24 protein-coding genes and 1 pseudogene are annotated in these 25,016 nt (G+C 68.4%); 12 read left to right on the top strand and 13 right to left on the bottom strand.

Annotated features, from left to right (window positions below):
• Position 1 precedes the first annotated feature (1 nt).
• The 3 genes from yhbY to E6J58_14115 are packed head-to-tail and all read right to left on the bottom strand — an operon-like array spanning position 2 to position 1,952.
• Complete coding sequence (yhbY, locus tag E6J58_14125) at positions 2 to 304, bottom strand: ribosome assembly RNA-binding protein YhbY (protein ID TMB36341.1); 303 nt, start codon at positions 302 to 304, stop codon at positions 2 to 4.
• On the bottom strand, positions 297 to 1,094 hold the full coding sequence (locus E6J58_14120; protein TMB36340.1) for a hypothetical protein: 798 nt from the start codon (positions 1,092 to 1,094) through the stop codon (positions 297 to 299). Before E6J58_14120 ends, yhbY begins: the two co-directional genes overlap by 8 nt.
• A 12-nt stretch (positions 1,095 to 1,106) precedes the next feature.
• On the bottom strand, positions 1,107 to 1,952 hold the full coding sequence (locus E6J58_14115) for a ribonuclease HII (GenBank protein TMB36339.1): 846 nt from the start codon (positions 1,950 to 1,952) through the stop codon (positions 1,107 to 1,109).
• Positions 1,953 to 2,011: 59 nt separating this feature from the next.
• Between E6J58_14115 and E6J58_14110 the strand changes: the two genes are divergently transcribed.
• A complete protein-coding gene (locus E6J58_14110; GenBank protein ID TMB36338.1) occupies positions 2,012 to 2,602 on the top strand; it encodes a glutathione S-transferase family protein in 591 nt (196 codons plus the stop codon).
• Between the two features lie 140 nt (positions 2,603 to 2,742).
• Here E6J58_14110 and E6J58_14105 read toward each other — a convergent pair whose 3' ends face one another.
• The 4 genes from E6J58_14105 to E6J58_14090 are packed head-to-tail and all read right to left on the bottom strand — an operon-like array spanning position 2,743 to position 8,794.
• A complete protein-coding gene (locus tag E6J58_14105) occupies positions 2,743 to 3,189 on the bottom strand; it encodes an SRPBCC family protein (protein TMB36337.1) in 447 nt (148 codons plus the stop codon).
• A 30-nt stretch (positions 3,190 to 3,219) separates the two neighbouring features.
• Positions 3,220 to 6,369 carry an efflux RND transporter permease subunit gene (locus E6J58_14100; GenBank protein TMB36336.1) on the bottom strand — a complete coding sequence of 1,050 codons (3,150 nt, stop codon included), beginning with the start codon at positions 6,367 to 6,369 and terminating at the stop codon, positions 3,220 to 3,222.
• Positions 6,369 to 7,481 (bottom strand): efflux RND transporter periplasmic adaptor subunit, encoded by a 1,113-nt coding sequence (locus E6J58_14095; GenBank protein TMB36335.1) that lies wholly within the window; start codon positions 7,479 to 7,481, stop codon positions 6,369 to 6,371. The genes E6J58_14100 and E6J58_14095 overlap by 1 nt, the downstream gene beginning before the upstream one ends.
• A complete protein-coding gene (locus E6J58_14090; protein TMB36334.1) occupies positions 7,478 to 8,794 on the bottom strand; it encodes a TolC family protein in 1,317 nt (438 codons plus the stop codon). The genes E6J58_14095 and E6J58_14090 overlap by 4 nt, the downstream gene beginning before the upstream one ends.
• Before the next feature lie 64 nt (positions 8,795 to 8,858).
• On the opposite strand from E6J58_14090, the gene E6J58_14085 reads away from it, so the two are divergent.
• A complete protein-coding gene (locus E6J58_14085) occupies positions 8,859 to 9,854 on the top strand; it encodes a hypothetical protein (GenBank protein TMB36392.1) in 996 nt (331 codons plus the stop codon).
• Between the two features lie 3 nt (positions 9,855 to 9,857).
• Here E6J58_14085 and E6J58_14080 read toward each other — a convergent pair whose 3' ends face one another.
• Positions 9,858 to 10,811, bottom strand: coding sequence for a DMT family transporter (locus E6J58_14080; protein TMB36333.1), 954 nt, complete (start codon positions 10,809 to 10,811; stop codon positions 9,858 to 9,860).
• A 32-nt stretch (positions 10,812 to 10,843) separates the two neighbouring features.
• Here E6J58_14080 and E6J58_14075 point away from each other — a divergent pair, with 32 nt between their 5' ends.
• Positions 10,844 to 11,467: an SDR family oxidoreductase gene (locus E6J58_14075; protein ID TMB36332.1), complete on the top strand. Its 624-nt coding sequence runs from the start codon at positions 10,844 to 10,846 to the stop codon at positions 11,465 to 11,467.
• Here E6J58_14075 and queG read toward each other — a convergent pair.
• Both queG and E6J58_14065 read right to left on the bottom strand, forming a co-directional pair.
• On the bottom strand, positions 11,404 to 12,441 hold the full coding sequence (gene queG, locus E6J58_14070; GenBank protein TMB36331.1) for a tRNA epoxyqueuosine(34) reductase QueG: 1,038 nt from the start codon (positions 12,439 to 12,441) through the stop codon (positions 11,404 to 11,406). The genes E6J58_14075 and queG overlap by 64 nt on opposite strands.
• Positions 12,442 to 12,444: 3 nt before the next feature.
• Positions 12,445 to 13,239 carry an O-methyltransferase gene (locus tag E6J58_14065; GenBank protein TMB36330.1) on the bottom strand — a complete coding sequence of 265 codons (795 nt, stop codon included), beginning with the start codon at positions 13,237 to 13,239 and terminating at the stop codon, positions 12,445 to 12,447.
• On the opposite strand from E6J58_14065, the gene E6J58_14060 reads away from it, so the two are divergent.
• Positions 13,198 to 13,554 (top strand): hypothetical protein, encoded by a 357-nt coding sequence (locus tag E6J58_14060; protein ID TMB36329.1) that lies wholly within the window; start codon positions 13,198 to 13,200, stop codon positions 13,552 to 13,554. The two genes, E6J58_14065 and E6J58_14060, sit on opposite strands and share 42 nt — an antisense overlap.
• Before the next feature lie 42 nt (positions 13,555 to 13,596).
• The gene (locus E6J58_14055; protein ID TMB36328.1) at positions 13,597 to 14,604 is read left to right on the top strand and encodes an NAD-dependent isocitrate dehydrogenase; all 1,008 of its coding nucleotides are present in this window, start codon (positions 13,597 to 13,599) and stop codon (positions 14,602 to 14,604) included.
• A gap of 9 nt (positions 14,605 to 14,613) precedes the next feature.
• On the opposite strand, the gene E6J58_14050 is transcribed toward E6J58_14055, so the two are convergent.
• The 3 genes from E6J58_14050 to E6J58_14040 are packed head-to-tail and all read right to left on the bottom strand — an operon-like array spanning position 14,614 to position 16,264.
• Positions 14,614 to 15,411, bottom strand: coding sequence for a hypothetical protein (locus E6J58_14050; protein TMB36327.1), 798 nt, complete (start codon positions 15,409 to 15,411; stop codon positions 14,614 to 14,616).
• On the bottom strand, positions 15,384 to 15,713 hold the full coding sequence (locus E6J58_14045) for a Rieske 2Fe-2S domain-containing protein (protein TMB36326.1): 330 nt from the start codon (positions 15,711 to 15,713) through the stop codon (positions 15,384 to 15,386). The genes E6J58_14050 and E6J58_14045 overlap by 28 nt, the downstream gene beginning before the upstream one ends.
• On the bottom strand, positions 15,710 to 16,264 hold the full coding sequence (locus E6J58_14040; protein ID TMB36325.1) for a cob(I)yrinic acid a,c-diamide adenosyltransferase: 555 nt from the start codon (positions 16,262 to 16,264) through the stop codon (positions 15,710 to 15,712). The genes E6J58_14045 and E6J58_14040 overlap by 4 nt, the downstream gene beginning before the upstream one ends.
• 36 nt (positions 16,265 to 16,300) lie before the next feature.
• Here E6J58_14040 and E6J58_14035 point away from each other — a divergent pair, with 36 nt between their 5' ends.
• The 7 genes and pseudogenes from E6J58_14035 to E6J58_14005 all read left to right on the top strand — a co-directional run bounded on the left by E6J58_14035 (position 16,301) and on the right by E6J58_14005 (position 25,013).
• Entirely contained in the window at positions 16,301 to 16,720 is a 420-nt protein-coding gene (locus E6J58_14035) for a hypothetical protein (protein TMB36324.1), read from the top strand.
• Positions 16,717 to 17,727, top strand: a complete 1,011-nt coding sequence (locus E6J58_14030) for an RluA family pseudouridine synthase (GenBank protein TMB36323.1) — start codon at positions 16,717 to 16,719, stop codon at positions 17,725 to 17,727. The genes E6J58_14035 and E6J58_14030 overlap by 4 nt, the downstream gene beginning before the upstream one ends.
• A gap of 38 nt (positions 17,728 to 17,765) precedes the next feature.
• Positions 17,766 to 20,300 carry a PBP1A family penicillin-binding protein gene (locus E6J58_14025; GenBank protein ID TMB36322.1) on the top strand — a complete coding sequence of 845 codons (2,535 nt, stop codon included), beginning with the start codon at positions 17,766 to 17,768 and terminating at the stop codon, positions 20,298 to 20,300.
• Between the two features lie 85 nt (positions 20,301 to 20,385).
• A pseudogene (locus E6J58_14020) lies at positions 20,386 to 20,532 on the top strand (Sec-independent protein translocase TatA).
• Between the two features lie 335 nt (positions 20,533 to 20,867).
• Positions 20,868 to 21,578 (top strand): twin-arginine translocase subunit TatC, encoded by a 711-nt coding sequence (gene tatC, locus E6J58_14015; protein ID TMB36391.1) that lies wholly within the window; start codon positions 20,868 to 20,870, stop codon positions 21,576 to 21,578.
• 35 nt (positions 21,579 to 21,613) lie between these two features.
• Positions 21,614 to 23,986: an ABC transporter permease gene (locus E6J58_14010; GenBank protein TMB36321.1), complete on the top strand. Its 2,373-nt coding sequence runs from the start codon at positions 21,614 to 21,616 to the stop codon at positions 23,984 to 23,986.
• A 292-nt stretch (positions 23,987 to 24,278) separates the two neighbouring features.
• Positions 24,279 to 25,013, top strand: coding sequence for a hypothetical protein (locus E6J58_14005; GenBank protein TMB36320.1), 735 nt, complete (start codon positions 24,279 to 24,281; stop codon positions 25,011 to 25,013).
• Positions 25,014 to 25,016 lie beyond the last annotated feature (3 nt).

Genomic DNA, 25,016 nt, shown 5'->3' with positions numbered 1-25,016 from the left:
GTTACTTCGGCAACACGATCTCCGGCTCTTCCTTGCGTGCCCGGTAGAGCAGCGCCGTGCGCCCGAGGACCTGCGCCACCTGCGCGCCGGTCTTCTCCGCCAGCCGCTCCGCCCCCTCGTGCCGATCCTGTGGGGAGCTCTCGCCGATGCGCACCTTGATCAGCTCGTGCGTCTCGAGCTGCTGATGCGTCTCTCGCACCACTGCTTCGGTGATTCCTTCGTGCCCGACCTGCACCACCGGCTGGAGGTGGTGCCCCAGCGCGCGCAGATGGCGCCGCTGCCTGCCGGTGAGCGCGTCAGCCAACGCTGGCCAGGGCCGAGAACTCGCGATCCTGGGGGATCGCCGTCGGCCGCGCCACGAGGGCGTCGAGCAGCCGCAGGAAGAGGAACACGTTGGGAATCGCGCCCACGCTGCCTCCGCCGAACGCGAGGAACTTCCCGCGCTGCCGGATGCGCAGGACGCCGGCCTCGACCACGACCTTCTCGATTTCCGGCAGCGCGCACGACTTGTACCCGCCGAACAGCTTGCGGACCGAGACCTTCTCCCGGTCGAGGACGAGCGCCTTGCCGAAGCGCACTTCCTCGCCCCGGTCGATGGCGGCGCGCGCCTCGGCGAACCGCGCCGCCGTCTGCTGGTCCGCGACGCGCTCGGCGAGCACGTCCATTCCCTTCATGTTGCTCGGGAGCCGGCGCTTGCGTCCCTGCGGGTCGGTGAGCGTCAGGTAGATGTTCGTGCCCACCGGAATGACGTGGTACAGGCGCATCTTCACCGCCCGGTACCGCAGCTCCGCCATCTCGGGCCAGCGCAGCGCCCAGAGCTTTCCCCGCAATCCCCAGCGCTCGATCCCGTCGGTGCGCACCACCACCTTGCTGCGGTTCTGCTGGACGATGGCGAGGATCCCGAGCGCGAGCAGCGCGCCGCCGCCAGCAAAGAGCGGCATCTGCTTGGTGGCGTCGGCGGGGGAGAGCTGCGCTCCCACCGCGATCAGCGCGGCGCCCGGAACCATCATCATCAGGACGGCAAGAATCCGGGCGAAGAGCGTGGCTGGGTGGGTCGCGACGACATCGCCTTCGGGCGCCTGGAGCAGCTCCATTGTCCGTTCCCCTCAGCGCGCTTCGCCGGCGCGCTTCTTCGGCGGTGCGAAGAGATCCTGCTGCTCGGGGATCAGGCCGAGCTTCTTCGCGACCGGAGCGAAGCTTCGCCGATGCAGCGCGCACGCACCAAGGCGCTCCAATGCGTCGAGGTGCTCCGGGGTCGGATATCCTTTGTGGTCGGCGAACCCATATCCCGGGTACTCGCCGTCGAGCTGCGCCATCAGGCGGTCGCGGTGGACCTTGGCGACGATGCTGGCGGCGCCGATGGTGATGCTCTTCGCGTCGCCCTTGATGATCGGTTGCTGCGGCATCGTCAGGCCGTCGAGCTTGCGGGCGTCGATGAGCAGGTGCTGCGGCTGCGGATCGAGCGCGAGCACGGCGCGCTTCAGCGCCAGGAGGCCGGCCCGGTAGATGTTGATGGTATCGATCTCATGCACCTCGGCGCGGCCGATCCCCACCGCGACGGCCTGCGCGCGGATCTCCGGCTCGAGCTCGACGCGCTCTTCCGGCGTGAGCTGCTTGGAATCGTTGACGCCCTTGATCCGCGCGCCGGGGCGGAGGATGACGGCCGCGGCGATGACCGGTCCTGCCAGCGGCGCCATTCCCACCTCGTCGCAGCCGCCGACCAGCGTGATGCCCTGGTCCCAGAGGGGAAGCTCGAACGCGCAGAGGCGCCAGAGTCTCCGGCCCTCGGCCTGCGCCTGGTGGTTGCGGCGCTCAATCTTCTCGGCGACTGCCCTCGCTCCCGCACGCGGGTCCGCCTTCAGGGCCGTGAGCCCGCCGCAGGGAAGATCGCGGCGTTCGTCGACGTAGAGGCGCTGCAGCTCTGGAACCGGTGTCCTGCGGAGATCCTCCATTCGCACGCCGGCAGGGTAGAGCCGCGCAGCCGGCCCGCGCAAGGTGTAGGTTTCGCCGCATGCTCATCTTTTATGACGCGCCCGTCTCGGGAAACACCTACAAGGTCCGACTGCTGCTGAAGCAGCTCTCGATCCCGCACGAGGTGGTCCGCCTGGACCTCGTCGGCGGCGCGGTGCGGACGCCCGAGTACCGCAAGGTGAACCCGTTCGGGCGTGTGCCGTTCATCGTCGATGACGGATTCGCCCTCGGGGAATCGAACGCCATCCTCCTCTATCTGGCGCGCGGCTCGAAGCTGCTTCCCACCGACGCGAAGTCGCAGGCCTTGGTCCAGCAATGGATGTTCTTCGAGCAGAACCAGGTGGAGCTGGCCATCGGACTGCCGCGAGTCTGGAAGAAGTTTGGCATCGAGCAGCACGCCTCGCTGTTCGAGCACTACAAGCCCCGGGCAGTGTCGGCGCTGAAGGTGCTCGAGCGGCATCTTGCCCAGCGACCCTGGTTCGTGGGCGACGAATACTCGGTCGCCGACGTCGCGCTCTTCGCGTACACGCACCTGGCTCCCGACGCCGGCCATGAGCTGGCGCAATTCCCGTCGGTCAGCGCCTGGCTGCAGCGGGTGCGCCAGCAGCCGGCCTGGTTCGCAATGGAATAGGTGAACTAGCCCGGTGGGGGTCGCGCCGGCTGTCCCGCAGCGCCGCGGCGGTCCGCGCGCTGCCTTGGAACTAGCCCGGCGCGGGGTCGCGCCGGCTGTCCCGCAGCGCCGCGGCGGTCCGCGCGCTGCCTTGGGAGTAGCTATGCCTTGCCGGAGTGCAGCTTTTCGGCGCGCGCCTTGAAGTTGGCCAGGAGACCCGGCAGCGACTGCTCGGCCAGAGCCTTCTCGATGAAGCCCGGGACCAGCGAGGAGAGCTTGAGGTCGATGCTATAGGTCGCATCCGTCGTTCCCGGCCGCGCTCCCGGCCTCAGCGTCCAGGCCCCGTCATTCCCCTTCATCATCTCGCCCTTGACCATCGTCCACGAAAGCTTGTTCGGGCGCTCGGCGATGTGCTTGAGCGTGTAGCTGATCACCTTCGCCTTGATGTCGACCCGGTAGGAGACTTCCTTGATGGCCCCCTGTCCCCCTTCCACTTTCGCACTCTTCACCTCCGGCAAGAATTCCGGGTACCTCTCGTAATCGACGATCACGTCGAACAGCTTCTCCGGCGGCACGTCGATGGTGACGGATCTGCTGGCCTGGGCCATTGCGCGGCGCTCCTGTCGAAGGGCGCGAGCTTACCACTGCGGTGCGGCGGCGCGGGCAGGAATGGCGCGCCGCGCGTGCGCCAGGGTGAGCAGCGAGGGGAGCAGCAGGCGAGGCAGGATGGCGAGGACCAGCATCCCTCCGATCACGGCGATGGCGAGCGGCTTCTGCGTCTCGCTCCCAATGCCGCGGGACAGCGCGGCGGGCAAGAGACCGGTCAGCGCCACCGACGCCGTCATCAGCGCCGGGCGGAGGCCGCGCTCCGCGGCGAGCCGCGCGCCCTCCTCGAGCGGATGTCCTTCGTTCCACATCTTCTTCGCGTAGGTCACGACGATGATCGCGTCCTGCACCGCGATGCCGAAGATGGAGATGAATCCCATTGCGGCCGAGACCGAAAGGTGCGTGCCGGTGAGGAACAGCGCGATCACTCCGCCGCTGCAGGCGACCGGGATCGAAAGCAGCACGATCAGCATGTCGAGCACTCCGCCCACCGCCGAGTAGACGAGGAAGGCGATGAGGAGAAGCGTCAGGGGAATGATGATCTTCAGGCGCGCTGCGGCCTCGCGCATCTGGTCCGCCTCGCCCGCCCACTCCAGATACGTGTCGTACGGCAGCTTGACCCCGGACTCCACGCGCTCCCGCGCTTCGGCGATGGTCGATCCCAGATCGCGCCCGCGGACGGAGAACTTCACCGGCGCGTAGCGACGGTTGTCCTCGCGGTAGATCACCGAGGGGCCGTCTTCTTCGCTGATCTTCGCGAGCTGGCCGAGCGGGATCTGCGCTCCGTCAGGTGCGGAGACCAGGATTTGCCGGATGGCCCGGAGATCCTTGCGATATGGCTCTGCCCAGCGGACCACCAGGTCGAACTTCTTTTCGCCTTCGTAGACCTGGGTCACGGCCTGGCCTCCGATGGCGGCCTGGACCACCGCGGCGACGTCGCCAACGTTCAGGCCATATCGCCCGCACCGCTCCCGATCGGGAGCGATCTTGACGTCGGGCTGTCCGAGCGAGCGGAACATGCCGAGGTCCTCCACGCCGCGCACTTGCTGGAGGATGGAGACGATCTCCGCCGCCCTCTGCTCGTTCACCTTCAGATCCGGGCCGATCACCTTGACGGTGTTTTCACCCTTCACGCCGCTCATCGCCTCCTCCACGTTGTCGGCGATGGCCTGCGAGAAGTTGAAGTCGACGCCGGGGAAGGCCTCGCGCAGCTCGCGCGAGAGTTGCTGCGTCAGCTTCCCCTTGGTGATGCCGCGTCGCCATTCCTGCTGGGGGATCAGCGGCGCGAACATCTCGATGTTGTAGAAGCCGGACGGGTCGGTACCGTCGTCGGGGCGGCCGAGCTGAGACACGACGGTTCGAATCTCCGGGTTCCGGCGGCGGCTGCAGCCTTCGTCCTCGCAGCCGAGCAGGATGCGGCGCATGCGGCCGACGTGCTTCTCGCTGGTGTCCAGCGAGATGCTGGTGGGAAGGGTCGCGCGGATCCAGAAGTTGCCCTCTTCGAGCTTGGGCATGAACTCGGTACCGGTGGCGGCGAGCAGGGCCGCTGCGGCGAGGACCGGCGCGAGCGCGAGAGCGATCGCCAGCCGGCGCCGTTTCAGTGCGAGCTCGAAGAGCGGCCGGTAGACGCGGTCCACCCAGCGAAGGAAGCGGTTGTCGTGACCGTGCGGCTCCTCGTGGCCTTCGCGATGCTCGCTCCTCGTGTCTACGCGCAGCGCCCAGGCGGCGAGGACCGGCGTCAGCGCGACCGAGAGCACGACCGCGCCGCCGATGGCGAACGCGTACGTGTGTGCCATCGGCGAGAAGATCACGCCGGCGACACCGGTGAGGGTGAAGAGCGGGACGAAGGCGAGCGTGATGATCAGCGTGGAGAAGATCATCGGGCCGCCGATCTCGCCCGCCGCCTCGGCGATCCGCTGCCGCACGGTTCCCCGTCCCCGCGCCCCGAGGTGGCGATAGACGTTCTCCACCATCACCACGGTAGGCTCGATGATGATGCCGAAGTCGACCGCGCCGAGCGAGATGAGGTTCGCTGGCGTGCCGGTGAATACCATCCCGCAGAAGGCCGCCATCAGCGCGAGGGGGATGTTGACGGCGGCGACGGCGGCCGCGCGCGCCTGTCCGAGGAACACCCAGAGGACCACGGTGACGAGGACCATGCCGACGAGGAGATTCTCGAGCACGGTGCCGGTGGTCAGCTTCACCAGCTTCGCGCGGTCGTAGTACGGCTCGATTTCCATCCCGACGGGAAGCACGTGGTTCTTGCGAACGAGATCCACGCGTTCGTGCACGCCCTTCAGGGTCTCCAGGGACGATCCGCCGTAGCGCATCAGGACGATCCCCTGCACCACGTCGGACTCGAGATCCTTGCCGACGATGCCGAGCCGCGGCGCGGCGCCTACGCGGACTTGCGCGATGTCGCGGACGCGCACCGGGGTGCCGGCTTTCGGCTGCGCGAGCACGATTTGCCCGATGTCGTCGAGCGAGCGGATGAGGCCAAGGCCGCGCACGTTGAAGGACTGCTCTCCCAGGGAGAGCCGCTGCCCGCCCACGTTCTGGTTGGCGTTGGCAAGCGCCTGCGTGAGCTGGCCGAGGGTGAGCGCGTGACCCCTGAGCCGGTACGGATCGACGTCGACGTGGAATTCCTTTGTCTCGCCACCGAACCCGACCACGTCGACCACGCCGGGCACCTGGCGGAACTGCCGTTCGAGGATGAAGTCCTGCGCGGTCTTCAGCTCCGCCAGCGAGTAACCTCGTCCCTTCAGCGTGTACCGGTAGATTTCGCCGATCGCGCTCCAGGGGGAGAGCTGCGGCTGGATGCCGGGCGGTAGCTGGATGAATTGGAGGCGGTTGATGACCCGCTGCTGGGCCACCTGGTAGTCCGGCGTCCAATCGAAGTAGCACTTCACGTCCGAGAGCCCGAAAAGCGACTGGGATCGGATGTGCTCGAGGTCGATCATCCCGGCGAGGCCGTTCTCCAGCGGGATGGTCACGTAGCGCTCCACCTCCTCCGCACTCCATCCGGCCGGTTGCGTGATCACCTCGATCATCGGGGCCACCGGGTTCGGATAGGCTTCAATGTCCATCCGCGTGTAAGACCAGATCCCGACGCCTAGCAGGCCGGCGGCGCAGGCGACGACCATGAACGGCGCCGCCAGCGCCTTCTCCACCAGCCAGCGCATCAGAGCATCCCGCTCAGGAGCAGCGCGCCCGAGACGACCACCGCGTCGCCCACCTGCAGCCCCGAGCTGACCGGGACCGGATCGCCTTCGCTCTCTTCGAGGACCACCCGGCGGCGCTGGAACCGGAGCAGCCCATTCTCGGTGGTGCCGCTCTGGACGAAAACGATCCTCTCGTCGCCGACGTGCAGGACGGCGCTGCGCGGCACCACCAGAGCCTTGCGAGGCGGCGTGGCGATGGAGACGGTCGCGTACATTTCGGGGAGGAGCGCGCGATCGGGATTTGCCAGCGGGCAGCGCAGGCGCGCCGTCCGGGTGACGGGATCGAGCACCGACGACATCCATTCGATGCGTCCGGGAAAGCTGCGGTCGGGATACGCGATCACTTTCACCTGCACGACAGCGCCGGGCTTCACGCGCGCAAGGTCAGCCTCGTAGACGTCGGCGTAGACCCAGATAGTCTCGAGCGAACCGACCGTGAACAGCTCGGGCGCGGTCCCTCCGGAGAGCTGGCCCTGGACATCGGTGCCGGGGTTGGCCGTGCGCGCGATCACCTCGCCGTCGATGGGCGAGCGGAGCGAGAAGCGTTGCGTGACGCGATCGATGCCGCGCACCCGGAACAGCTCCGCCCGCCGCCGTGCCCGGGCCAGCTCGGCCCGTGCCCGCTCGTAGGCGTTCCGGGCCTGATCCAGCTCGCGCTGCGCGGCGGCGTGGGCTTCGACGAGCTCCTGCTGCCGCTTCAGCTCGCGCTCGCTCGCGGCGAGATCTGCTTCGGCCTTGCCCACGTCGGCGAATGCAGCGCCGACGTCCGGCGATTCGATCTCCAGCAGCGCGTCGCCCTTGCGCACGTGCTGTCCCGCCGCGGCATCGATCTTCACGATCCGTCCGGACACCGGCGCGAACACGTGCGCGACGCGCAGGTCGTCGAAGGCGATGCGGCCGGGAGCCTCCAGCGTCGTCGCCACCGGCTGCTCGCCCACCACGCCAATCCGCATCTGCTCCGAGTCGAGCTGCTCGCGCGAGAGCCACACTTCTCCGGCGGCGGGCCGCGGGGTCTCGTGCTCCTCGCGCCGGGCGCAGCAGAGCAGGAGCAGGAGGGGGAGCGCGCGCTTCATCGGCGTCCCACCACGGCGTCCAGCCGGAACAGCGACAGCCAGAAGTCGTGGACGTCCTTGAGGTATTCGGCATACGTCAGTGCCCAGGTCCGCTGGGCGTCGAGCAGCTCGAGGAGCGACGCCGCGCCCTTCTCGTACTGGACCTGCACGAGGTCACGGACCCGCCTGGCCCGGCCGAGCATTCGCGTCCGTAACCGCTGCACGAGCCGGCGATTCGCGTCGACGGCGGCGGTCGCCTGCCGCACGTCGGAGAGCACCTGCGCCCGCAGCTTCTCCCGGGCGACGCGCTGGGCACGCAGGTCCGCCTCGGCGCGCGCGATTTCGCCGCGCTGCCGGTAGAAGATCGGCAGCGGAAGCTGCACGCCGAACGTCAGCGTCGGTGGCTGCAGCGCGTTCTGGCCCGAGCCCTCCTGGGCGTACTGGGCGGAGAGCGCCACGTCAGGGATGCGCTGCCGGCGCGCGAGCGCGAGGGCCGCCTCGGCCCGGGCTTCCTGCGCGGAATCGCCGAGCAGGTCGGGCCGCTCCTCGAGCGCCTCAGCCGAGAGCGCCTCCACGGACAGGTCGGTCTCCGGCAAGGCGCGTTCGAAAAGCGTCGAATCGACGGCGAAGTCGGGCGCGGCCTCGCGCACGCCGAGAAGGAACGCGAGCTGGAGCCGCGCTGCGATCAGGGCCTGTTCGCCCAGGTCCACGCCTTGCTGGGCCTGCAGCGCCGCCACCTCCGCCCGCGCCAGCTCCGCCTCGGAGACGGCGCCGGATTCCAGGCGGCGCTGGTCGAGAGCACGGGTGCGCTCGGTCGACTCCGCAAGCTCGCGGGCGAGGCCGAGCTGCGCCTGCTGCAGCACCGCATCGAGGAAGGCCTGGCGCACCTGCAGCGACAGGGTGCGGAGCGCGTCGTCGCGTGAACGCCGTGCCGCAGTCACAGCGGACCGGGCAACGTCGGTGCGCAACCCGCGCTTGCCCGTGATCAGATCGGAAAGCGCCGACGGATCGGTGAGCGCCACCGACCACGCCGTCGCCGAACAACCGGGACAGGCGCGGGCGTCGTAGTCGAACGACCTTCCCACCGTGGCGCCGAGTTGTGGATTGGCGATCGCGGCGGCGACGGTCGCGTCGCCTTCGGCGGCGGCGATCTGCGCGTCGGCGATGAGCAGGTCGAAGCCGCGCTCGCGAAAGATCCGCACCGCGTCGTCGATGGTGAGCACCGTGGGTAGCGCGGCCACGGCGAGAGCTGCGAGGAGGTGCACGCAGTCATTTAGTAACGGCGACGCTCCCGGCACGATTCCGTCGGAGGTCGCTCCGACCAGGGGCGGAATTCACGGTTGACACCATGTGCGTCAGCGTCCGAGAAGCGGCGCCGTGAGAACGCAGCTGGTCCGCATGGCCGTACTGGAGATCTACGAGCAAGTCCGCCGGGAGGGAGCGCGCGCGGACCAGGCGCTGCAGCGCGTGCTCCGGCGCGAGAAGCAGCTTCGCAGCGTGGAGCGGCGCGCCGTCTCCGATGCGGTGTACGGGCTGCTGCGACTGCAGGGGCGCGTCGACCACCTTCTGCAGCGCGCGCTCGGCACCCGCAAGCTGGCGCTGGAAAAGCTGGCGACTCCGACGCAGCACCTGCTCCGCTACGCGGCATACCTGATCGCGGGCGAGCGGCAATCGGCCGCCAGCGCCGCAGGTCTCGCGGGCCCGGAGGTCGGGCCGTGGCAGTGGGCGCTCGAGCTCGTGGCTGGACCGGAGCCGCTCGGCGTTCCCGAAGATCCTCTCGACGCGCTTGCGGCCGAGACTTCGCTCCCGCGGTGGCTGGCGAAATTGTGGAGCGAGCAGCTCGGCGCCGCGGAGACTCGCGCGCTCGCCGCAGCGCTGAACCAGCGCGCTCCGCTGACGGTGCGCGCGAATCTCCTGAAGAGCTCACGCGATGAGCTGCTCGCGATCCTCCGCACCGAAGGATCGCGGGTCGAGCCGACCCGGTTCTCGCCTTGGGGCGTCACGTTCACGGGACGCACCAACGTCTTCGCGCTGCGCGCGTTCAAGGCGGGCCTCTTCGAGGTGCAGGACGAAGGGAGCCAGTTGGTCGCGCTTGCCTGCGAGGCCCGGCCCGGCCAGGTGGTGGTCGACGCCTGCGCAGGCGCCGGCGGGAAGGCGCTCGCCCTCGCTTCCGAGATGCACAACAAGGGCCGGCTGGTGTACGCCACCTGCTCGATCAACCGGGGCGAGAACGAGGAGGTGCGCGCGTCATTCCTCTCTGCACATCCGGAATTCGAGCCGACCCAGGTCTTGCCAGAGGCGACAGGTCTCGGCGCCGGCGCGGAAGTGCAGCTGCTGCCGCACCGTCACGGCAGCGACGGGTTCTACATCGCGGCGATGCGCCGCTCGCGGTAAGCGTCAGCTCTTCGCCGGCGATTCCAGCAGTGCCTCTTCCGCCGCGTCCGTCGCACGCCATTGCGCCAGCAGCACGCCGCCCATCACCACCGCCGCCGCGACGTAGAATCCCGCGGTCACGCGCTCGCCGAAAAGGACCTGTGCCAGCAACGCCGTAGCCAGCGGCTGCAGGTTGGTGAAGATGGCGACACGGGCCGCGGCGAGATGGGCGAGCGCCCAGTACCAGAGCAGGTACGCGACGACGCTCGTCATCACGATCAGATAGGCGATGCCCCACCACGCCTCCCGCGAGGCGTGCGCGATGTCCGCCCGGTAGGACGGGCTCAAGAGCGCGCCCAATCCGAGCGGGAGATAGAGAACCGTTCCGGCGATGACCGTCCAGGCGATGGTGGGAAATGCGCCCAGCCTTCCCACCACCTCGCGTCCTTCGGCCGTGTAGACCGCCCAGGCGACGACGGCGATGAGCAGGAGCAGATCCCCGCCCAGCGGTTCGCGGGATGTGCCCGCTCCTCGCTGGAGCAGGACGTAGATCGTTCCACCCAGCGCCAGCGCGGTTCCCAGTGCGGCCCGCCAGCCGGGAAATTCGCCGAGCAGTGCCTGCGCGAGCAGCAGGACGAAGAGCGGTGTCAGCGTATACAGGAGCGCGGCGTGCGCCGCGCTGGAGAGCTGCAGCCCATAGAGGAAGAGGATCTGGTTGACGGGCACCGCGACAGCGGCAAGGAAGAGCAGTTTCTTCCACTCGCGTCGCGGGGGAAACCGCTCGCCCGCCGGCCGCGCCCGGCGGAGCAGGATCAGGAGCAGCAACGCGGCCCCTGCGAAGCGGAGCAGCCCGAGCGGGAGCGCTGGGATCTCCATCAGCGCGCGCTTGGCGAACAGATAGGTCCCCGCCGAAACCAGCGTGTGCGCCACCAACGCGCCGTAGAGCAGCACGGCGGACGGGCGGGCGCGGGCGTGCATCGGCGGAACCGTTCTGCGTAGATTGCGCTGCCATGTCAACCATCGAGAGACGGTGTGTGGTCGTCACCGGAGCATCGGGAAATCTCGGCGCCGCGGTCGTCGCCCGGCTGCAGCGCGCGCGAGCCGCCGTCGTCGCGCTCACGCGGAAGGAGGCGGACCTCGCCGACGAGGCGCAGGTCGAGAGCGCCTACGACAACGCGGTCGAGGGCCATGGCCCGCTCTGGGCGTCGGTCCATTGCGCGGGCGGCTGGGCCGGCGCCACGGTGGCGCAGACCTCGGTGGACGTTCTCGAGAGGATGCTGGAGATCAATCTGCGCTCGGCGTTCCTCTGCTGCCGCGCGGCGCTGCGCCGGATGCGCGGCGAGGGCCGCATCGTCAACGTCGCGGCGCTCACCGCGGCAACCTTCCAGGGCATGGCCGGCGCGGCCGCGTACAACGCGTCGAAGGCGGCGGTCATCGCGCTCACCAGGAGCATCGCGGACGAGGGTTCTGGCGTGCGCGCGAACTGCGTCGCCCCCGGCACCTTGCGCACAGCGGCGAATGGCAACCTCGCCGGGCAGGTGCCGCTGGAGGACGTCGCCGAAGCGATCTTCTATCTCGTCTCTCCGGAAGCGGGCGCCGTGAACGGCGCCGTGCTCACCCTGGCGGGACGCTGAAGCTGAGCTGCCTGCGCGCGCACGCCCGGCGCGGCATCCGTGGCAAATGCCTGCGCGCGCGCCGCTGATACCTCCGCGACGGCCAATGCCGTCCGGACCAGGCCATCGCGGCCCGCGCGCAAGAGAGGAGTTCCTTCGAACCTCTGCCGGGCTTGTGCGTGCGTCAGCGAGAGCACGTCGTCGACGCGGAGCGACGCGATGTGCGGACGAAGCTGCACCAGGGTCGCCGGCGCGGCGCGGCGGTTCCACGGGCAGACGTCCTGGCAGGCGTCGCACCCGAACAGACGCCTTCCCGCACGGCGCGCAACGTCCTCCGGAATCGCGCCGCGGTGCTCGATGGTGTGGTACGCGATGCAGCGCACGGAATCGACGTAGCGAGGCTCGCGGATGGCCTCGGTCGGACACGCAGGCAGGCACAGCGCGCAGTCGCCGCAGCGATCGGGATGCGGAACGTCGGCTTCCAGCTCCGCATCGATGATCAGGGCGCCGAGCAGCAGCCAGGATCCGAATCGCTCGTGGATGAGGCAGCCGTTCTTGCCGATCCATCCGATTCCGGCTTCCTGCGCCCAGGCCTTCTCCATCACGGCGCCGGCGTCGACTTCCGCGTAGACGGACGCGCCATGATCGCGCAGCCATGAGGCCAGCTTGCGCACCGGCTTGAGGACGACGTTGTGGTAGTCGCGGCCGCGGGCGTAGCGCGCGATGGTCAGCTCTCCGGCACCCGGCTCCGGGTCCTGCGGCGCAGGCCCGTACGAGGAGGCAACCACCACCACGCTGCGGGCGCCGGCGACGAGCCGCGACGGATCGAGGCGCTCCAGGCGCCGGGCGCGCACGTATTCGAGCCCCGCGTCCCAGCCGCGCTCGAGCCAGTGGTCGAGCCGCTCTGGCGGCAGCGGATGGGCACGCGCGATCCCGCAGAGGTCGAACCCCAGCTCGCTGGCGCGCGTTTTCACCTGCGCGGCGGTGACGTCCACCGGCTACCTCTTCCACGTGATGGCGAGGCCGTCCCGGATCGGTACGATGGTCGAGACGATGCCTTCGCTCCCGAAGATCAGCCGAGTGTATTCGCGCAGCCCGGCGGTCGCCGCATCGCTTTCGCCGCGGGCCACGGCGCCGCCCCAGAGCACGCTGTTGGCGAGGACGAGGCCACCGGCGCGCAGCTTCGGAAGCGCGATGGCAAGCGCTTTCGGATACTCCGCCTTCTCTCCGTCGAGGAAGACCGCGTCGAGCCCGGCCTCGCAGCGGGCCAGCGCCTCCAGGCCGTCGCCCGCGGGCTCGAAACGGCAGCGGTCGAGCAGGCCGGCCTTGGCGAGCCATGCGCGGGCACGGTCCAGGTTCTCGCGGTCGAAGTCGGTGAGCGTCACCGTGCTTCCAGGCTCGAGCACGCGCGCGAACCAGAACGCCGAGTATCCGAATCCGCTGCCTACCTCGAAGATCCGCCGCGCTTTGGCCACCAACGCGTATTGCGCGAGCAAGGTTCCCACCGTCTGGCCGACGATGGGAAACCCGTCGCGCTCGTCGGCGTACCGGCGCATCTCGGCCTCCACCGGATCGGGCGATCCGGCGAGACGCGTCAGGTAGTCGTCGATCAGCGGATCGACGATGTCCATGTCGCCTTGCATCCGGGCAGTAACGTAGCGCAAATGGGCGAGATGGCGCGTTTCCTCTACCGATTTTGCTGCGGCGGCCTCGTCGGCGCGCAGCTCTTCTTCGCCGCGGTGGCAGCCCAGGTGGTCTTCCCGCGAGACGTCGCCGCGCTGCCCCGCGACCATCCGCGCCGGCAGCTCGCCGCCGATCTGGTGGGAAGCATGCTGGCGCGTCTCGACGCTGCGACCCTCGCGCTCACCGCCGTGGCGGTGGTCTGCGCGCTCGTCCTCTCGCGCCCGCGGAGCGCCATCGCGCCGCTGCTCGCGGGGGTCTGCGCGGCCGCATCTTCGCTGCTCGTGACCCCGTCGATCCAGGCAATGCGCGAGGCGGGTACGACCGCTTCCGGACGTTTCGCCGCGCTGCACGGCGTCAGCTCGGCGCTGCTCGTTCTGGAAATGATTCTTCTCGCAGTGGCCGTCTGCCGCGCGCCGGGACCGTGAGGTTGCCGCGGACAAGGCAACAGGCTACTAAGCTCGCCGCCCATGTCGATTCGAGTCACGCTCATCCCCGGCGACGGCATCGGTCCGGAGGTCGTCAACGCCGCCGTCGAGGTGATCGAGGCCGCCGGATGCAAGGTCGAGTGGGAGCGGGCGGCGGCGGGCGCCAGCGCGGTGCCCACCCATGGGACTCCGATTCCTGCGGAGACGCTCCAGTCCATCCGGCGCAACAAGCTCGCGCTCAAGGGGCCGCTGGCCACGCCCATCGGCGAGGGCTATCGCAGCGCGAACGTCGCGCTGCGCAAGGAGTTCGATCTCTACGCGAACGTGCGACCGGCACGGAGCTTCGCCGGCGTCGAGACGCGATACAGCGGCGTCGATCTGGTGGTGATCCGCGAGAACACGCAGGGCCTCTATTCCGGCGTCGAGCACTACATCGACGACGAGCGCACGGCCGCCGAGAGCATCTCGATCATCACCCGCAAGGGGAGCGAGCGGATCATCGAGTACGCCTTCAACTACGTGAAGCAGAACAAGCGCCGGCGGCTGACGCTGGTGCACAAGGCGAACATCCTCAAGTGCACGAGCGGCCTGTTCCTCGAGACGGGCCGGGGGCTGGCGGCGAAGCACCCGGACGTCGAGTTCAAGGAAATGATCGTCGACAACTGCGCCATGCAGCTGGTCAAGAATCCGAACCAGTTCGACGTGCTCGTCACCACCAACCTGTTCGGCGACATCCTGAGCGACCTGACCAGCGGCCTGATCGGGGGTCTGGGCCTCACCGCGGGCGCGAACATCGGCAAGGACGCGGCCATCTTCGAGGCGGTGCACGGGACCGCGCCGGACATCGCCGGCAAGGGCATCTCCAATCCGACGGCGGTGATGCTGGCAGGCGTGATGCTCCTCGAGCACATCGGCGAGCGCACCGCGGCGGATCGGCTGGTGACGGCGGTCCGGGAAGCGATCTCCTCGAAGGAGGCGGCCACCCCAGACCTGGGCGGCTCGGCAACGACGCGGATGTTCACCTCGGCGGTGCTGAAGCGTCTCAAGTAGCGAAGGCGCTCAAGAATCCGGTGGCAGGTTGAGAGGCGGGGGTGCAGGCAGCAACTCCGGCCTGAGCAGATAGATCATCGCTCCGAGCGGAAGAGAAACCGCGAGTATCCAGTCGCCGGTCAGCATCTGGAACACGGATCCGCTGAACAATTGGATCGCGAGGAGCTGGACCGCGATCTGTCCCGTGTTCCAGTTGACCATCAGCTTCCCGATCCCCAGCAGGATGAACAATGCCCAAGGCCATTTACGGCTCCGTGGCGCCCGCCACAGCCGCACCAGCGCGATGAGCGTAACCATCGGCGCGAGGATAAGGCTGGTCAAGACCAGGACGGCTCCAACTCCGCGACGTGTCATCGGTGGAGCTCTGCCGCCGGTGGTCAGGCCGCGGACATGAAGGCCGACCAGAATCGGTGTTGCGCCTCTCAAGAGCGTCACTCGTACCAATGCGGGCCCATCTCTTCCCGTCACGGCAAAGTCGAAGAAAACCAGCGTGCGATCGTCGGGCCCGTGCATTGAACCCACCCCGACGCGTTCTGCCGATGCTGCGTCTACTCCATGCAGTTGATCTTGCAGAACGGCCAGCCGGGCCGAGGCTTCCGGGGTTCGCAACGAGGCGTCTGTTCTCGCCGGTGGAATCGGCTCACCCCGCGCGACGTGTGCGAGGAACTCGCGTCCCGTCCGCTCTTCCTCCTTGGACGCCAGTCGAGAGCAACCCAACCAGACCGCGGCGGCAACGATGACGAGAACAGTTCGGTCGGGGCGGACGACACCTGCGAACACTAAGTGGCGACCGTAGCGCACGTCCAAGCGGCTCCCTCTCGTTGCTCTATCGTCAGTGCCGTGAGTCCTTGGCCCGCGCAGGGTCCACCGAGACACGCGCCGGTCGACGGATCGAAACGCGCGCCGTGCGCCTGGCATTCGATCTCTCCCGAATCAAGCCAGAGACGGCCATCGCCGACGTCGACCGGCTGGGCGCGATGGGGACAGATGTTGAGGTAGGCGCGGACCGTTCCCGTCGCGTCCAGCACCGCGAATCCTTCGCGCCCCAGGCCGAGAGAGAAACGAACCGATCCGCGCCTGCGCAGCTCGGCGAGCTCGAACAGCTTCATCTCGTGGGGACCCAGGGGATCTCGCGCCCCCCCGCGCGCAGGTTGGCGGCGCGGGCCATCACGAACAGCAGGTCGGAGAGCCGGTTCAGATAGGCGAGTGCCTCCGGCGGGACGGGACCGGACTCGGCGAGCTCGACCACCTTTCGTTCCCCGCGGCGGCAGATCGTTCGACACAGGTGGAGCACAGCGCCGGGGCGCGAGCCACCGGGGAGGATGAAGGTCTTCATCGGAGGAAGCTCTTCGGTCAGCCGATCGATCTCGGACTCGAGCCGCGCGACGTTCTGCGCGGTGATCCGCGGGATTTCCTTCGGCGCGGCCTCGGTGTCGGGCGTGGCGAGCTGGGCCCCCAGCGTAAACAGCTCGCTCTGGAAGGAGTCGATCAGCGCGCGCAGGTCGCCTTCCGGCACTTCCTCTCGCGCGACGCCGAGCGCGGAGTTGAGCTCGTCGACGTCGCCGTACGCGGCAACGCGCAGGTCGTCCTTGCGGACCCGAGGTCCTCCGAAGAGGCCCGTCGATCCGTCATCGCCGCGCCGGGTGTAGATCTTTGCCAAGCTGCCTCCTGCGCTCGCTGATAAGATCGAATGCCGATGCGCCGCAAGTGCTTGCACGGCGGACCCTTCGTTCTTTCGCTGGTGCTCCTCGGCTGCGGCGGAATGAAGGACCCGGCCTCCGTCGCGGACAAGTTCGTCGACCGCTACTACGTCGAATCTGATCAGGACGGAGCCCTCCCGCTCACCACCGGCGTCGCGTCACTCCGACTGAAAGACGAGCTGAAGCTCACGCGCGAAGCGCGTCTGGGCAACCCCGGGATGCAGCTGCGGCCGGTGCGCGTCTATTACTCGCGCAAGGCCCTGACCGGCGACGACGCCGAGCGCGTCGCCAATTACGAGCTGGACATCCGGCCGCAGGGCGGCGGCACCCTGCAGCGCGGCGCCACGGTGACGCTGTCGCGCCAGCAGGATGGCACCTGGAGGGTGTCCCGCTTCTCCGAGAGCCAGCCGAAATGAAGGTGGACTTCAAGGTCAGCGCGGACGCCGCCGGCCAGAGGCTGGACAAGTTCCTCCGCAAGCGTCTCGAGAACCTGCCGCTCAGCCATCTGTACAAGCTGGTGCGGACGAAGAAGGTGCGCGTGAACGGCGCTCGGGCGGCCATCGCGCAGCTGCTCAAGCCGGGCGACGAGATCACCGTCCACGTGCTCAAGCCGACGGAGCCACCTCCGGCGCGACCCATCGAGGCGGTCGGGCAGGACTTCAAGGTGCTCTACGAGGACGAGCACATCCTGGCTGTCGACAAGCCCGCGGGCCTCGCCATCCATGCGGGATCCGGCATCACGGGCGAGACGCTCGTCGACCAGGTCCGGGCCTATCTCGCGCGGCAGGGGCGGGTCACGCCGGAGGGCGAGTTCAAGCCGAGCCCCGCGCATCGCCTCGACCGCGAGACGAGCGGCGTGGTGGTGGTGGCGAAGACGCGGCAAGCGATGGTGCGGATGACGGAGATGTTCACGGCGGGTGAGGCGGACAAGACCTATCTGGCGCTCGCGAAAGGGCGCTTCCAGCGGCAGGAAGGGAGCATCGATCTGCGTCTTGCCGAGCACCAGCAGACGTACGCCTCGAAGCAGCAGCGCGGCGTCAATCTCCAGTCGGCGCTGACGCGCTGGAAGAAGCTCGCCGGCGGCGCGGAAGCGACCTTGCTCGAGCTCACCATCGAGACGGGACGCACCCACCAGATCCGGCGTCATCTGGAGGCCATCGGCCACCCGGTGGTGGGCGACACGAAATACGGCGATTTCCCCTTCAACCGGATCGCGCAGCGGCAGTGGGGACTGCGGCGCATGTTTCTCCACAGTACCCGACTGGCGCTGGCGCACCCGGTGACGAAAAAGCGGCTGGTGTTCGAGTCGCCGCTGCCCCAGGATCTGGCCGAAAGTCTGCCCCGCGCCCAAATCCAATGGAAAACACACGCTTCCGTCGTCGGATTCAGCAAGCGAACGCCCGACAGCAACTTGCCAGGATGAACCGCCCCGGTTCTGATGTTCCGCCGTAGGACCGACCGATGCTCAACGAACCGTCCCCTCTTCGCCGCCGCATCTACGACCGCCTGGTCGCCGATCGCGGTCCCGGTCGCAAGAAGCTGTGGGTCCTGATCGCCATTCCGCTGGGGATCCTCGCCGGCCTGGCCGGCATGGCCCTTCTCGGGCTCTACATCTGGCTGGCGCGGGGGCTGCCTTCCATCGAGTGGGCACGCCATTACCGCCCGCCAATCGTCACCACCATCTGGAGCGGCGACGAGCAGATGATCGGCGAGTTCTACAACGAGCGCCGGGTAGTGGTTCCCTACGACCGGATTCCCAAGCGCCTCAAGCAGGCGGTCATCGCCAGCGAGGACAAGGACTTCTTCGAGCACGGCGGTGTCAGCTTCACCGGGCTGATGCGAGGCATCTACCAGACGTACGTGCGCCACGCCCGGACCGTCGGCGGCTCGACGCTCTCGCAGCAGACGGCCAAGGCGATCATGGCCTCCGTCGAGGGCGAGGAGAGCGTCCGCATCCGTTCCGGCTGGCCAGGCGTCCGGCGCAAGGCGCGCGAGTTCATCCTCACCCGGCGGCTGGAGAACAACTTCGACAAGGAGCACATCCTCTGGCTGTACCTGAACGAGGTGTACTTCGGTCACCACAGCTACGGAGTGCAGGCCGCGGCGGAGAACTACTTCCGCAAGAACGTCTGGGAGCTGTCGCTGCCGGAGATTTCGCTGATCGCCGGGCTGCCGCAGGCGCCGAGCAAGTACTCGCCGTTCGCGCATCCGGAGCGCTCGAAGGCGCGCAGGATGTACGTGCTGCGGCGGATGTTCGAAGAGGGGATGATCACCGCGCAGGAGCGGAAGGAAGCGGAGGACGCTCCCATCCAGGTGTACCCGGTGCAGGACATCTTCCGCGAGACCGCGCCGTACGTCACCGAGCACATCCGCCGCGATCTGGTGGCCCGGTACGGCAACGACCGCCTGCTCGACGAAGGTCTCAAGGTCTATGCGACCGTCGACCTCGAGCGCGAGCACGACGCGGTGGCGGCGACGATCAAGGGAGTGATCGAGGCGGACAAGCGGCAGGGTTTCCGCGGGCCGCTGATGCAGCTGAAGAAGAAGGACTGGGACGACTTCAGCAAGAAGGAGCAGGCGTTCCTCGAAGGCGACGGAAAGCGCGACGAAGTCATCGCGGCGCTCGTCACCTCGGTGGAGAAAGAGTCCGTCAAGGTCCGCATCGGCGCCGAGGAGGGCGTGATTCCGCTGGAGCAGGCGGCCTGGGCGCGCAAGCCGAATCCGGAGTTGAATTCCGAGTACACGAAGATCACTACGCTGCGCCCGGTGCTCTCCTCCGGCGACGTGGTGTTGGTGCGCGCCACGGAGACGAAAGGCGTGTGGGCGCTGGAGCAGGACCCCAAGCTCCAGGGCGCCTTGATCAGCACCGACCCGAACAGCGGGTACGTGGTGGCGATGATCGGGGGCTACGACTTCGAGAAGAGCGAGTTCAACCGTGCCTTCCAGGCCTGCCGCCAGCCAGGGTCTGCCTTCAAGCCGGTGATCTACAGCGCGGCCATCGAGCAGCAGGGGTTCACCGCTTCGACCATCCTCCTCGATGCACCCATCGTCACCGACGACGACTCCACCGGGCGCCGCTGGAAGCCGCAGAACTACGAGGAGGAATTCAAGGGCGAGGTGCCGGTGAGGCAGGCACTGATCCATTCGATGAACACACCGGCCATCCGCACGCTGCAGGCGGTAGGCGTCAAGGCCGCAGCGGCCTGGGGGCACAAGCTGGGCCTCAGCACCAAGATCAACGAGGACCTCTCGATGGCGCTGGGGTCCTCGTGCGTGTATCCGTCCGAGCTCACCGGAGTCTTTGCCACGCTGAACCGGATGGGGAAGAAGGCGAAGATGATCTACCTGCGCCGCGTGCTCGATCGCGACGGCCGCATCCTCGAGGACCACAGCTCGTTCTACGATCCGTGGACGGAGCTCGACGACCGCGTCGCCGCCGGCTACGCGAAGCTGTTCGAGGTGCCGGACCAGGTGATGGCGCCGGAGACGGCCTTCCTCATGCAGCAGTTGATGACCGAAGTATGCAAGCCGCCCGGTACCGGCGGCCGCGCGGCGGCGCTCGCAAAGCCCGTGGCCGGCAAGACGGGTACGACCAACGACCTGTTCGATGCCTGGTTCCTCGGATACACGCGGGACCTCGTGACCGGCGTCTGGGTGGGCTACGACACCTACGAAACGCCGATGGACAAGTACGCCACCGGCGGTCACTACGCGTTGCCGATCTGGCTCGACTACATGACGAAGGCGCTCAAGGGCGTCCCCCAGGGCGATTTCGAGACGCCGAACGAGAAGATCGTCTGGGTGAACATCGACGGCGACACGGGAAAGCGCGCGACCGCGGACACACGGCAACCGGTGCTGGAGGCGTATCTGAAAGGGAGCGAGCCACCGGATGAGAGCGGAGCAATCGCGACTGCGCCCGGCCAGCCGCAGCAGCCGCAGCAGGCGCCCAACGCGGCGCAGGCGGCGGACCAGATGCTGAAAGGCGGCCTCTAGGGTTTTAAGCCCCCGGCTTACGTCTCGAACGCGCGCAGTGGCGCGCGCGAGGTGTTAGAAAGGGCCCATGCTCGGCGGCCTCTCGATGACCGAGGTCATCATCATCCTCGCCCTTGCGCTTCTGCTGCTGGGGCCGGATCAACTGCCGTCGCTCGCGCGGTCGCTGGGCAAAGGCCTCCGCGAGCTGCGCAAGGCGACGGACGACATCAAGGGACAGTTCGAGTCCGAGATCGCGCGGATCGATCTCGACCAGCAGCCGCAGAAGATGATCGCGCCGGTGCCCGATGCGCCGAAAGCGGAAGAAGGCGCGAAGCCGGCGGAGCTGCCTGCCGCTCCGACGAATCCCGCGGATGACCCGGGCGCCGCTCGCGCCGCCGCGCGTCGTGCCGCAGCGGAATCGCAGCTCAAGCTCGTCGCTCCCGAGGGCGCCGTGCCGCGGCAACCGGAATCGCCGCCGCCGGCTCCCGCACCGGAGCCCAAGGCGTGAGCCCGGCACTGCTGCCCAAGCCCGCAGCCGCCAGCGCAGGACCGGAAGACGACGTTCAGCTCTCGCTGCGCGATCACCTCATGGAGCTGCGCAAGCGGCTCAAGTGGGCGCTGATCTGGCTGCTGCTCGGCTTCGCCGCTTCGTACTACTGGTCGCAGCAGATCTTCCACTTCCTCATGCTGCCGGTCTTCGCGGCGCTCCCCGAGGGAGAGAAGGCGCTGCACTTCGCGTCCTCCATAGAGCCTTTTCTCATCTACCTGAAGGTCGGCCTGTATGCCGGACTGTTCGTCGCCTCGCCCTTCATCTTCTGGCAGATCTGGTTGTTCGTCGCCCCGGGCCTATACCGCCGCGAGCGGCGCAAGATCGTCCCGTTCGTGGTCGCAGCGACCCTCTTCTTCCTGGGTGGCGCCGTCTTCTGCTACGTGGTCATTCTGCCGCCGACGTTCGATTTCCTGATCAAGAACACGGGTCCGAACATCACGCCGGTGCTGATGATGGACCAGCAGCTCGGTCTGGTGATGCTCCTGGTGCTCGCCTTCGGCATCATCTTCGAGCTCCCGATGATCCTCACGCTCCTCGCGATGATGGGCGTGGTGGACTACAAGTTCCTCAGCAAGTACCGGCGGCACGCGATCATCCTGAACGTGATCATCGCCGCCTTCGTCACGCCCACGGGCGATCCGTTCAACCTGGCGCTGATGGCCCTCCCGATGATGATCTGCTACGAGCTCGGGGTGCTCGGGGCGCGGATCTTCGGGAAGAAGGACGAGACGGCGCGTCTCACCGCGTGATGATTCTACTGTATCACCCATGATACAGTAGCTTCATGCTGCGGCAGGCGGTACGCCGGCTCCGTGCCGCGCCGGCGTTCAGCGCAACGGCGATGGCGCTCCTGGCGATGTCGATCGGCGCCGCTGCCTCGATTGGCGGACTGCTCGAGGCTGTCGTGCTGCGGCCGCTGCCCTTTCGCGATGCAGACCAGCTGGTCTGGATCTGGGCGAGCCGCGTCGACCGCGACAAGGCGTTCTTCTCCGTCCCGGAGTTCCTGGACCACGTCGCCGCCACCCGGGGAGCGGATCTCGTCGCGTGCGCCCAATGGGACACGACGCTCTCAGGAAGGGGAGAGCCGGAGCGCGTGCAGGGAGCGAGAATGTCCGCGAACGGGATGACCGTCCTCGGCTTCACCCCCGTGGCTGGGCGCGCCTTCGATTCCGCCGACGAGCAGCGCAGGGTGGTGGTCCTCTCCCACGATCTCTGGAGGCGCCGGTTTGGCGCGGACCCGCGCGCAGTCGGACAAACGCTGACGCTCAACGGCGATCCCTACGAGATCGTCGGCGTGCTGCCGCCTCAGTGGGTCTTGCCGAACTTCGACGCCCAGGTGTGGGTCCCCTTCGATCTGCGCAGTGACCCGCGCCGCGCGCAGCGCGGAAACAACTTCATTCGCGCGTTCGGACGCCTTCGGCCCGCCGCCACCCGGGTGTCCCTCCAGGCGGAGCTGAAGGCTACGCAACAGCGCCTCAAGGCGGAGTACGCCGAGGCGGTGAAGACGGCGCCACCTCGCGCGTACGCCTTCGTCGACGAGCTCGTGGGCGCCGTGCGGCGTCCACTGTGGTTGCTCGCGGGCGGCGTGGGGCTCCTGGTGTTGGCCGGCTGCGCGAATCTCGCCGGACTGTTGCTGGCGCGGGGCGCTTCCCGCCGCGAGGAGTTTGCCGTGCGTGCGGCGCTGGGGGCACGGCCGCTGCAGCTCGCCAGCGAGGTGTTGGTCGAGACTGCATTGGTCGCCGCGGCCGGTGGCATTCTCGGCATCGGCCTCGCGCGGTGGCTCATCGCCGTGCTCGTCCAGCTAGGGCCGCGCGACCTGCCGCGCGCTTCGCATGCTGGAGTCGATCCCTGGGTGGCTGCCGGCGCGCTCCTGGTCTCCGTGCTGGTGGCGCTGGCCGCAGCGCTTGCGCCCGCGCTTCAGGCAGGTCGGGGCGACGCCCGCGAGGCTCTCGCCGAAGGGATCGGGTCGCACACCGCCGCGCGTGCACGGCGAGCAGCGGTGCTCGTCGAGGTCGCCCTCACCGGACTGCTGCTGACCGTGGCAGCACTTCTCGGTCGCGGCTTCGTCCGCTTGCAGGGTGCCGAGCCTGGCTTCCGTCCCGAGGGCGTCCTCACGGCGCGCATCTCGCTGCCTCGGGAGGGATACGCGAGCGCGGCCGACGTACAGCGCTTCGCGGAGCGCCTCCTGTCCCGCCTCGAAACGCTTCCAGGTGCCCGAGGCGCCGGAATCGGCCAGGTGCTGCCGCTGACGGGCCTCAATGTGCGAGCCGACTTCGCCGTCGTCGGCCGGCCGCCCCTGACCGCCGCCGAGGCTCCCGCGGCGCAGACGCGCTGGTCTTCGCCGGGCTGGATCGCAGCGCTCGGGATTCCCCTGCTCTCGGGGCGCCACTTCGATTCCGGAGACGACGCGCGGGGACGGAAGGTGGCCATCGCCGACGCGGCGCTGGTCCGCAAGTACCTCGGCGGCTTGGACCCGCTCGGTACGCACCTCGTATTCGACGACGGCCGCGACGTGGAGATCGTCGGTGTGGTGGGCGAAGTCCGCCATTTCGCCCTCGACGAGGAGCCGCTGCCGACGTTGTACATGCCTGTGGCGCAGCTTGCGCCGGACGCCGTCCCCTACTTCACGTCGCGATCGTTCGTCGCCCTGCGTGCGCCGGGGCTTGCGGCTTCCGCCTTGCGCGAAGCCATCCGGGAGGTGGACGCGAACGTCGCCGCTGACGTGCGTCCCTTCGACGAAGTCGTGGGCGCAGCCCTGGCGCCACGGCGGTTCCAGACGCTGGTGATGGCGTTGTTTGCCGGAGCGGCACTGTTGCTGGCGGCGACCGGTCTGTACGGACTGCTGGCATGGTCGGTGATGCAGCGGCGCCGCGAAATCGGAGTCCGGCTCGCGCTCGGAGCGACCGCGGGTCGCGTGGTGCGCATGGTGATCGGTGAGGGGCTGCGACTCTCGCTGGGAGGCCTCGCCGTTGGAGCGGTGCTCTCCGTGGGAGCTGCGCGGGCGTTGCCGGCGATCGTGCCTGGTCTCGTTGCGACGGACGCCACGAGCTTCATCGCCGCTCCGTCGCTGCTCATCGCCGTGGCGTTCGTGGCGAGCTGGATCGCGGCCAGGCGAGCAGGCGCCGTCGATCCCATGCACGCCCTGCGAACGGGTTGAAATCGACGTCGGCCGATATTTGAATTTGTAGATGCGCATTGGTTGGGCTCTGCTCGCCCTCTCCGCGTGCGGGGGGCCTATGGCTCGCTCGCCCGGTGACGCCGGTTCCGTCGCGTCTCCCGACGCTTCCGTGGTCCCGCCAGAGGACGGCGGCGTCCCGCAGGCGGACGCTGGCGTGGTGTCTCGCGGTCCGACGCTCGCGGGTTGCCCGGTGTTTCCTCCCGACAACGCGTGGAACCGCGACGTGTCATCAGAGCCGGTCGATTCGCACTCCGCCGACTACCTTGCGTTCATGGGCGCCTCTTCGCTGTATCTGCAGCCCGACTTCGGCGGGCAGTATGGCCAGCCGTTCGTCGTCGTCCCCGCGGATCAGGCGCGTGTGCCGATGTCGTTCCTCTATGCGTCGCAGAGCGAGCCTGGTCCTTATCCGTTTCCGCGAGACCTTCCCATCCAGGCGAACGAGGATCGACACGCGACCGTCCTCGTCCGCGACGAGTGCAGGATCTACGAGACGTACAACACCTACGCTTCCGGTTCCGGATTCCACGCCGACTCTGGCGCGATCTTCGATCTGGCTTCGGGCGCACCGCGACCCGACGGATGGACGTCGGCGACCGCTGCCGGCCTGCCCATTCTTCCCGGGCTGGCGCGCTACGACGAGGCGGTCGATCAAGGCGAGATCCGGCACGCGCTCGCGTTCATCGCGGGCGGAACCGCGCACGCGTACGTCGCGCCGGCAACGCACTCGTCGGGCAGCACCAACGCGACTTACGCGCCGCCGATGGGCCTGCGCGCCCGGCTGCGGGCGGATTTCGATCTTTCCCGATTCAACGGAGCCTCGCTGGTGATCCTTCGCGCCCTGCAGAGGTACGGCATGTTCGTCACGGACAGCGCAGGTGGCCAGTTCTGGTCGGTGGCTGGCGCTCAGGATTCACGCTGGTCGATCACCGATCTCGATCAGCTGAAGACGGTCCCCGCGAGCGCGTTCGAAGTGGTGCAGCTCGGAGCTGTGCACAGCGGTCAGTAGTTG

It is taken from the genome of Deltaproteobacteria bacterium (assembly GCA_005879535.1).
Lineage (GTDB): Bacteria > Myxococcota > Myxococcia > Myxococcales > 40CM-4-68-19 > 40CM-4-68-19.
The sequence above is the reverse complement of the archived record's forward strand: the minus strand, read 5'-3'. Positions and strand labels throughout refer to the sequence as shown.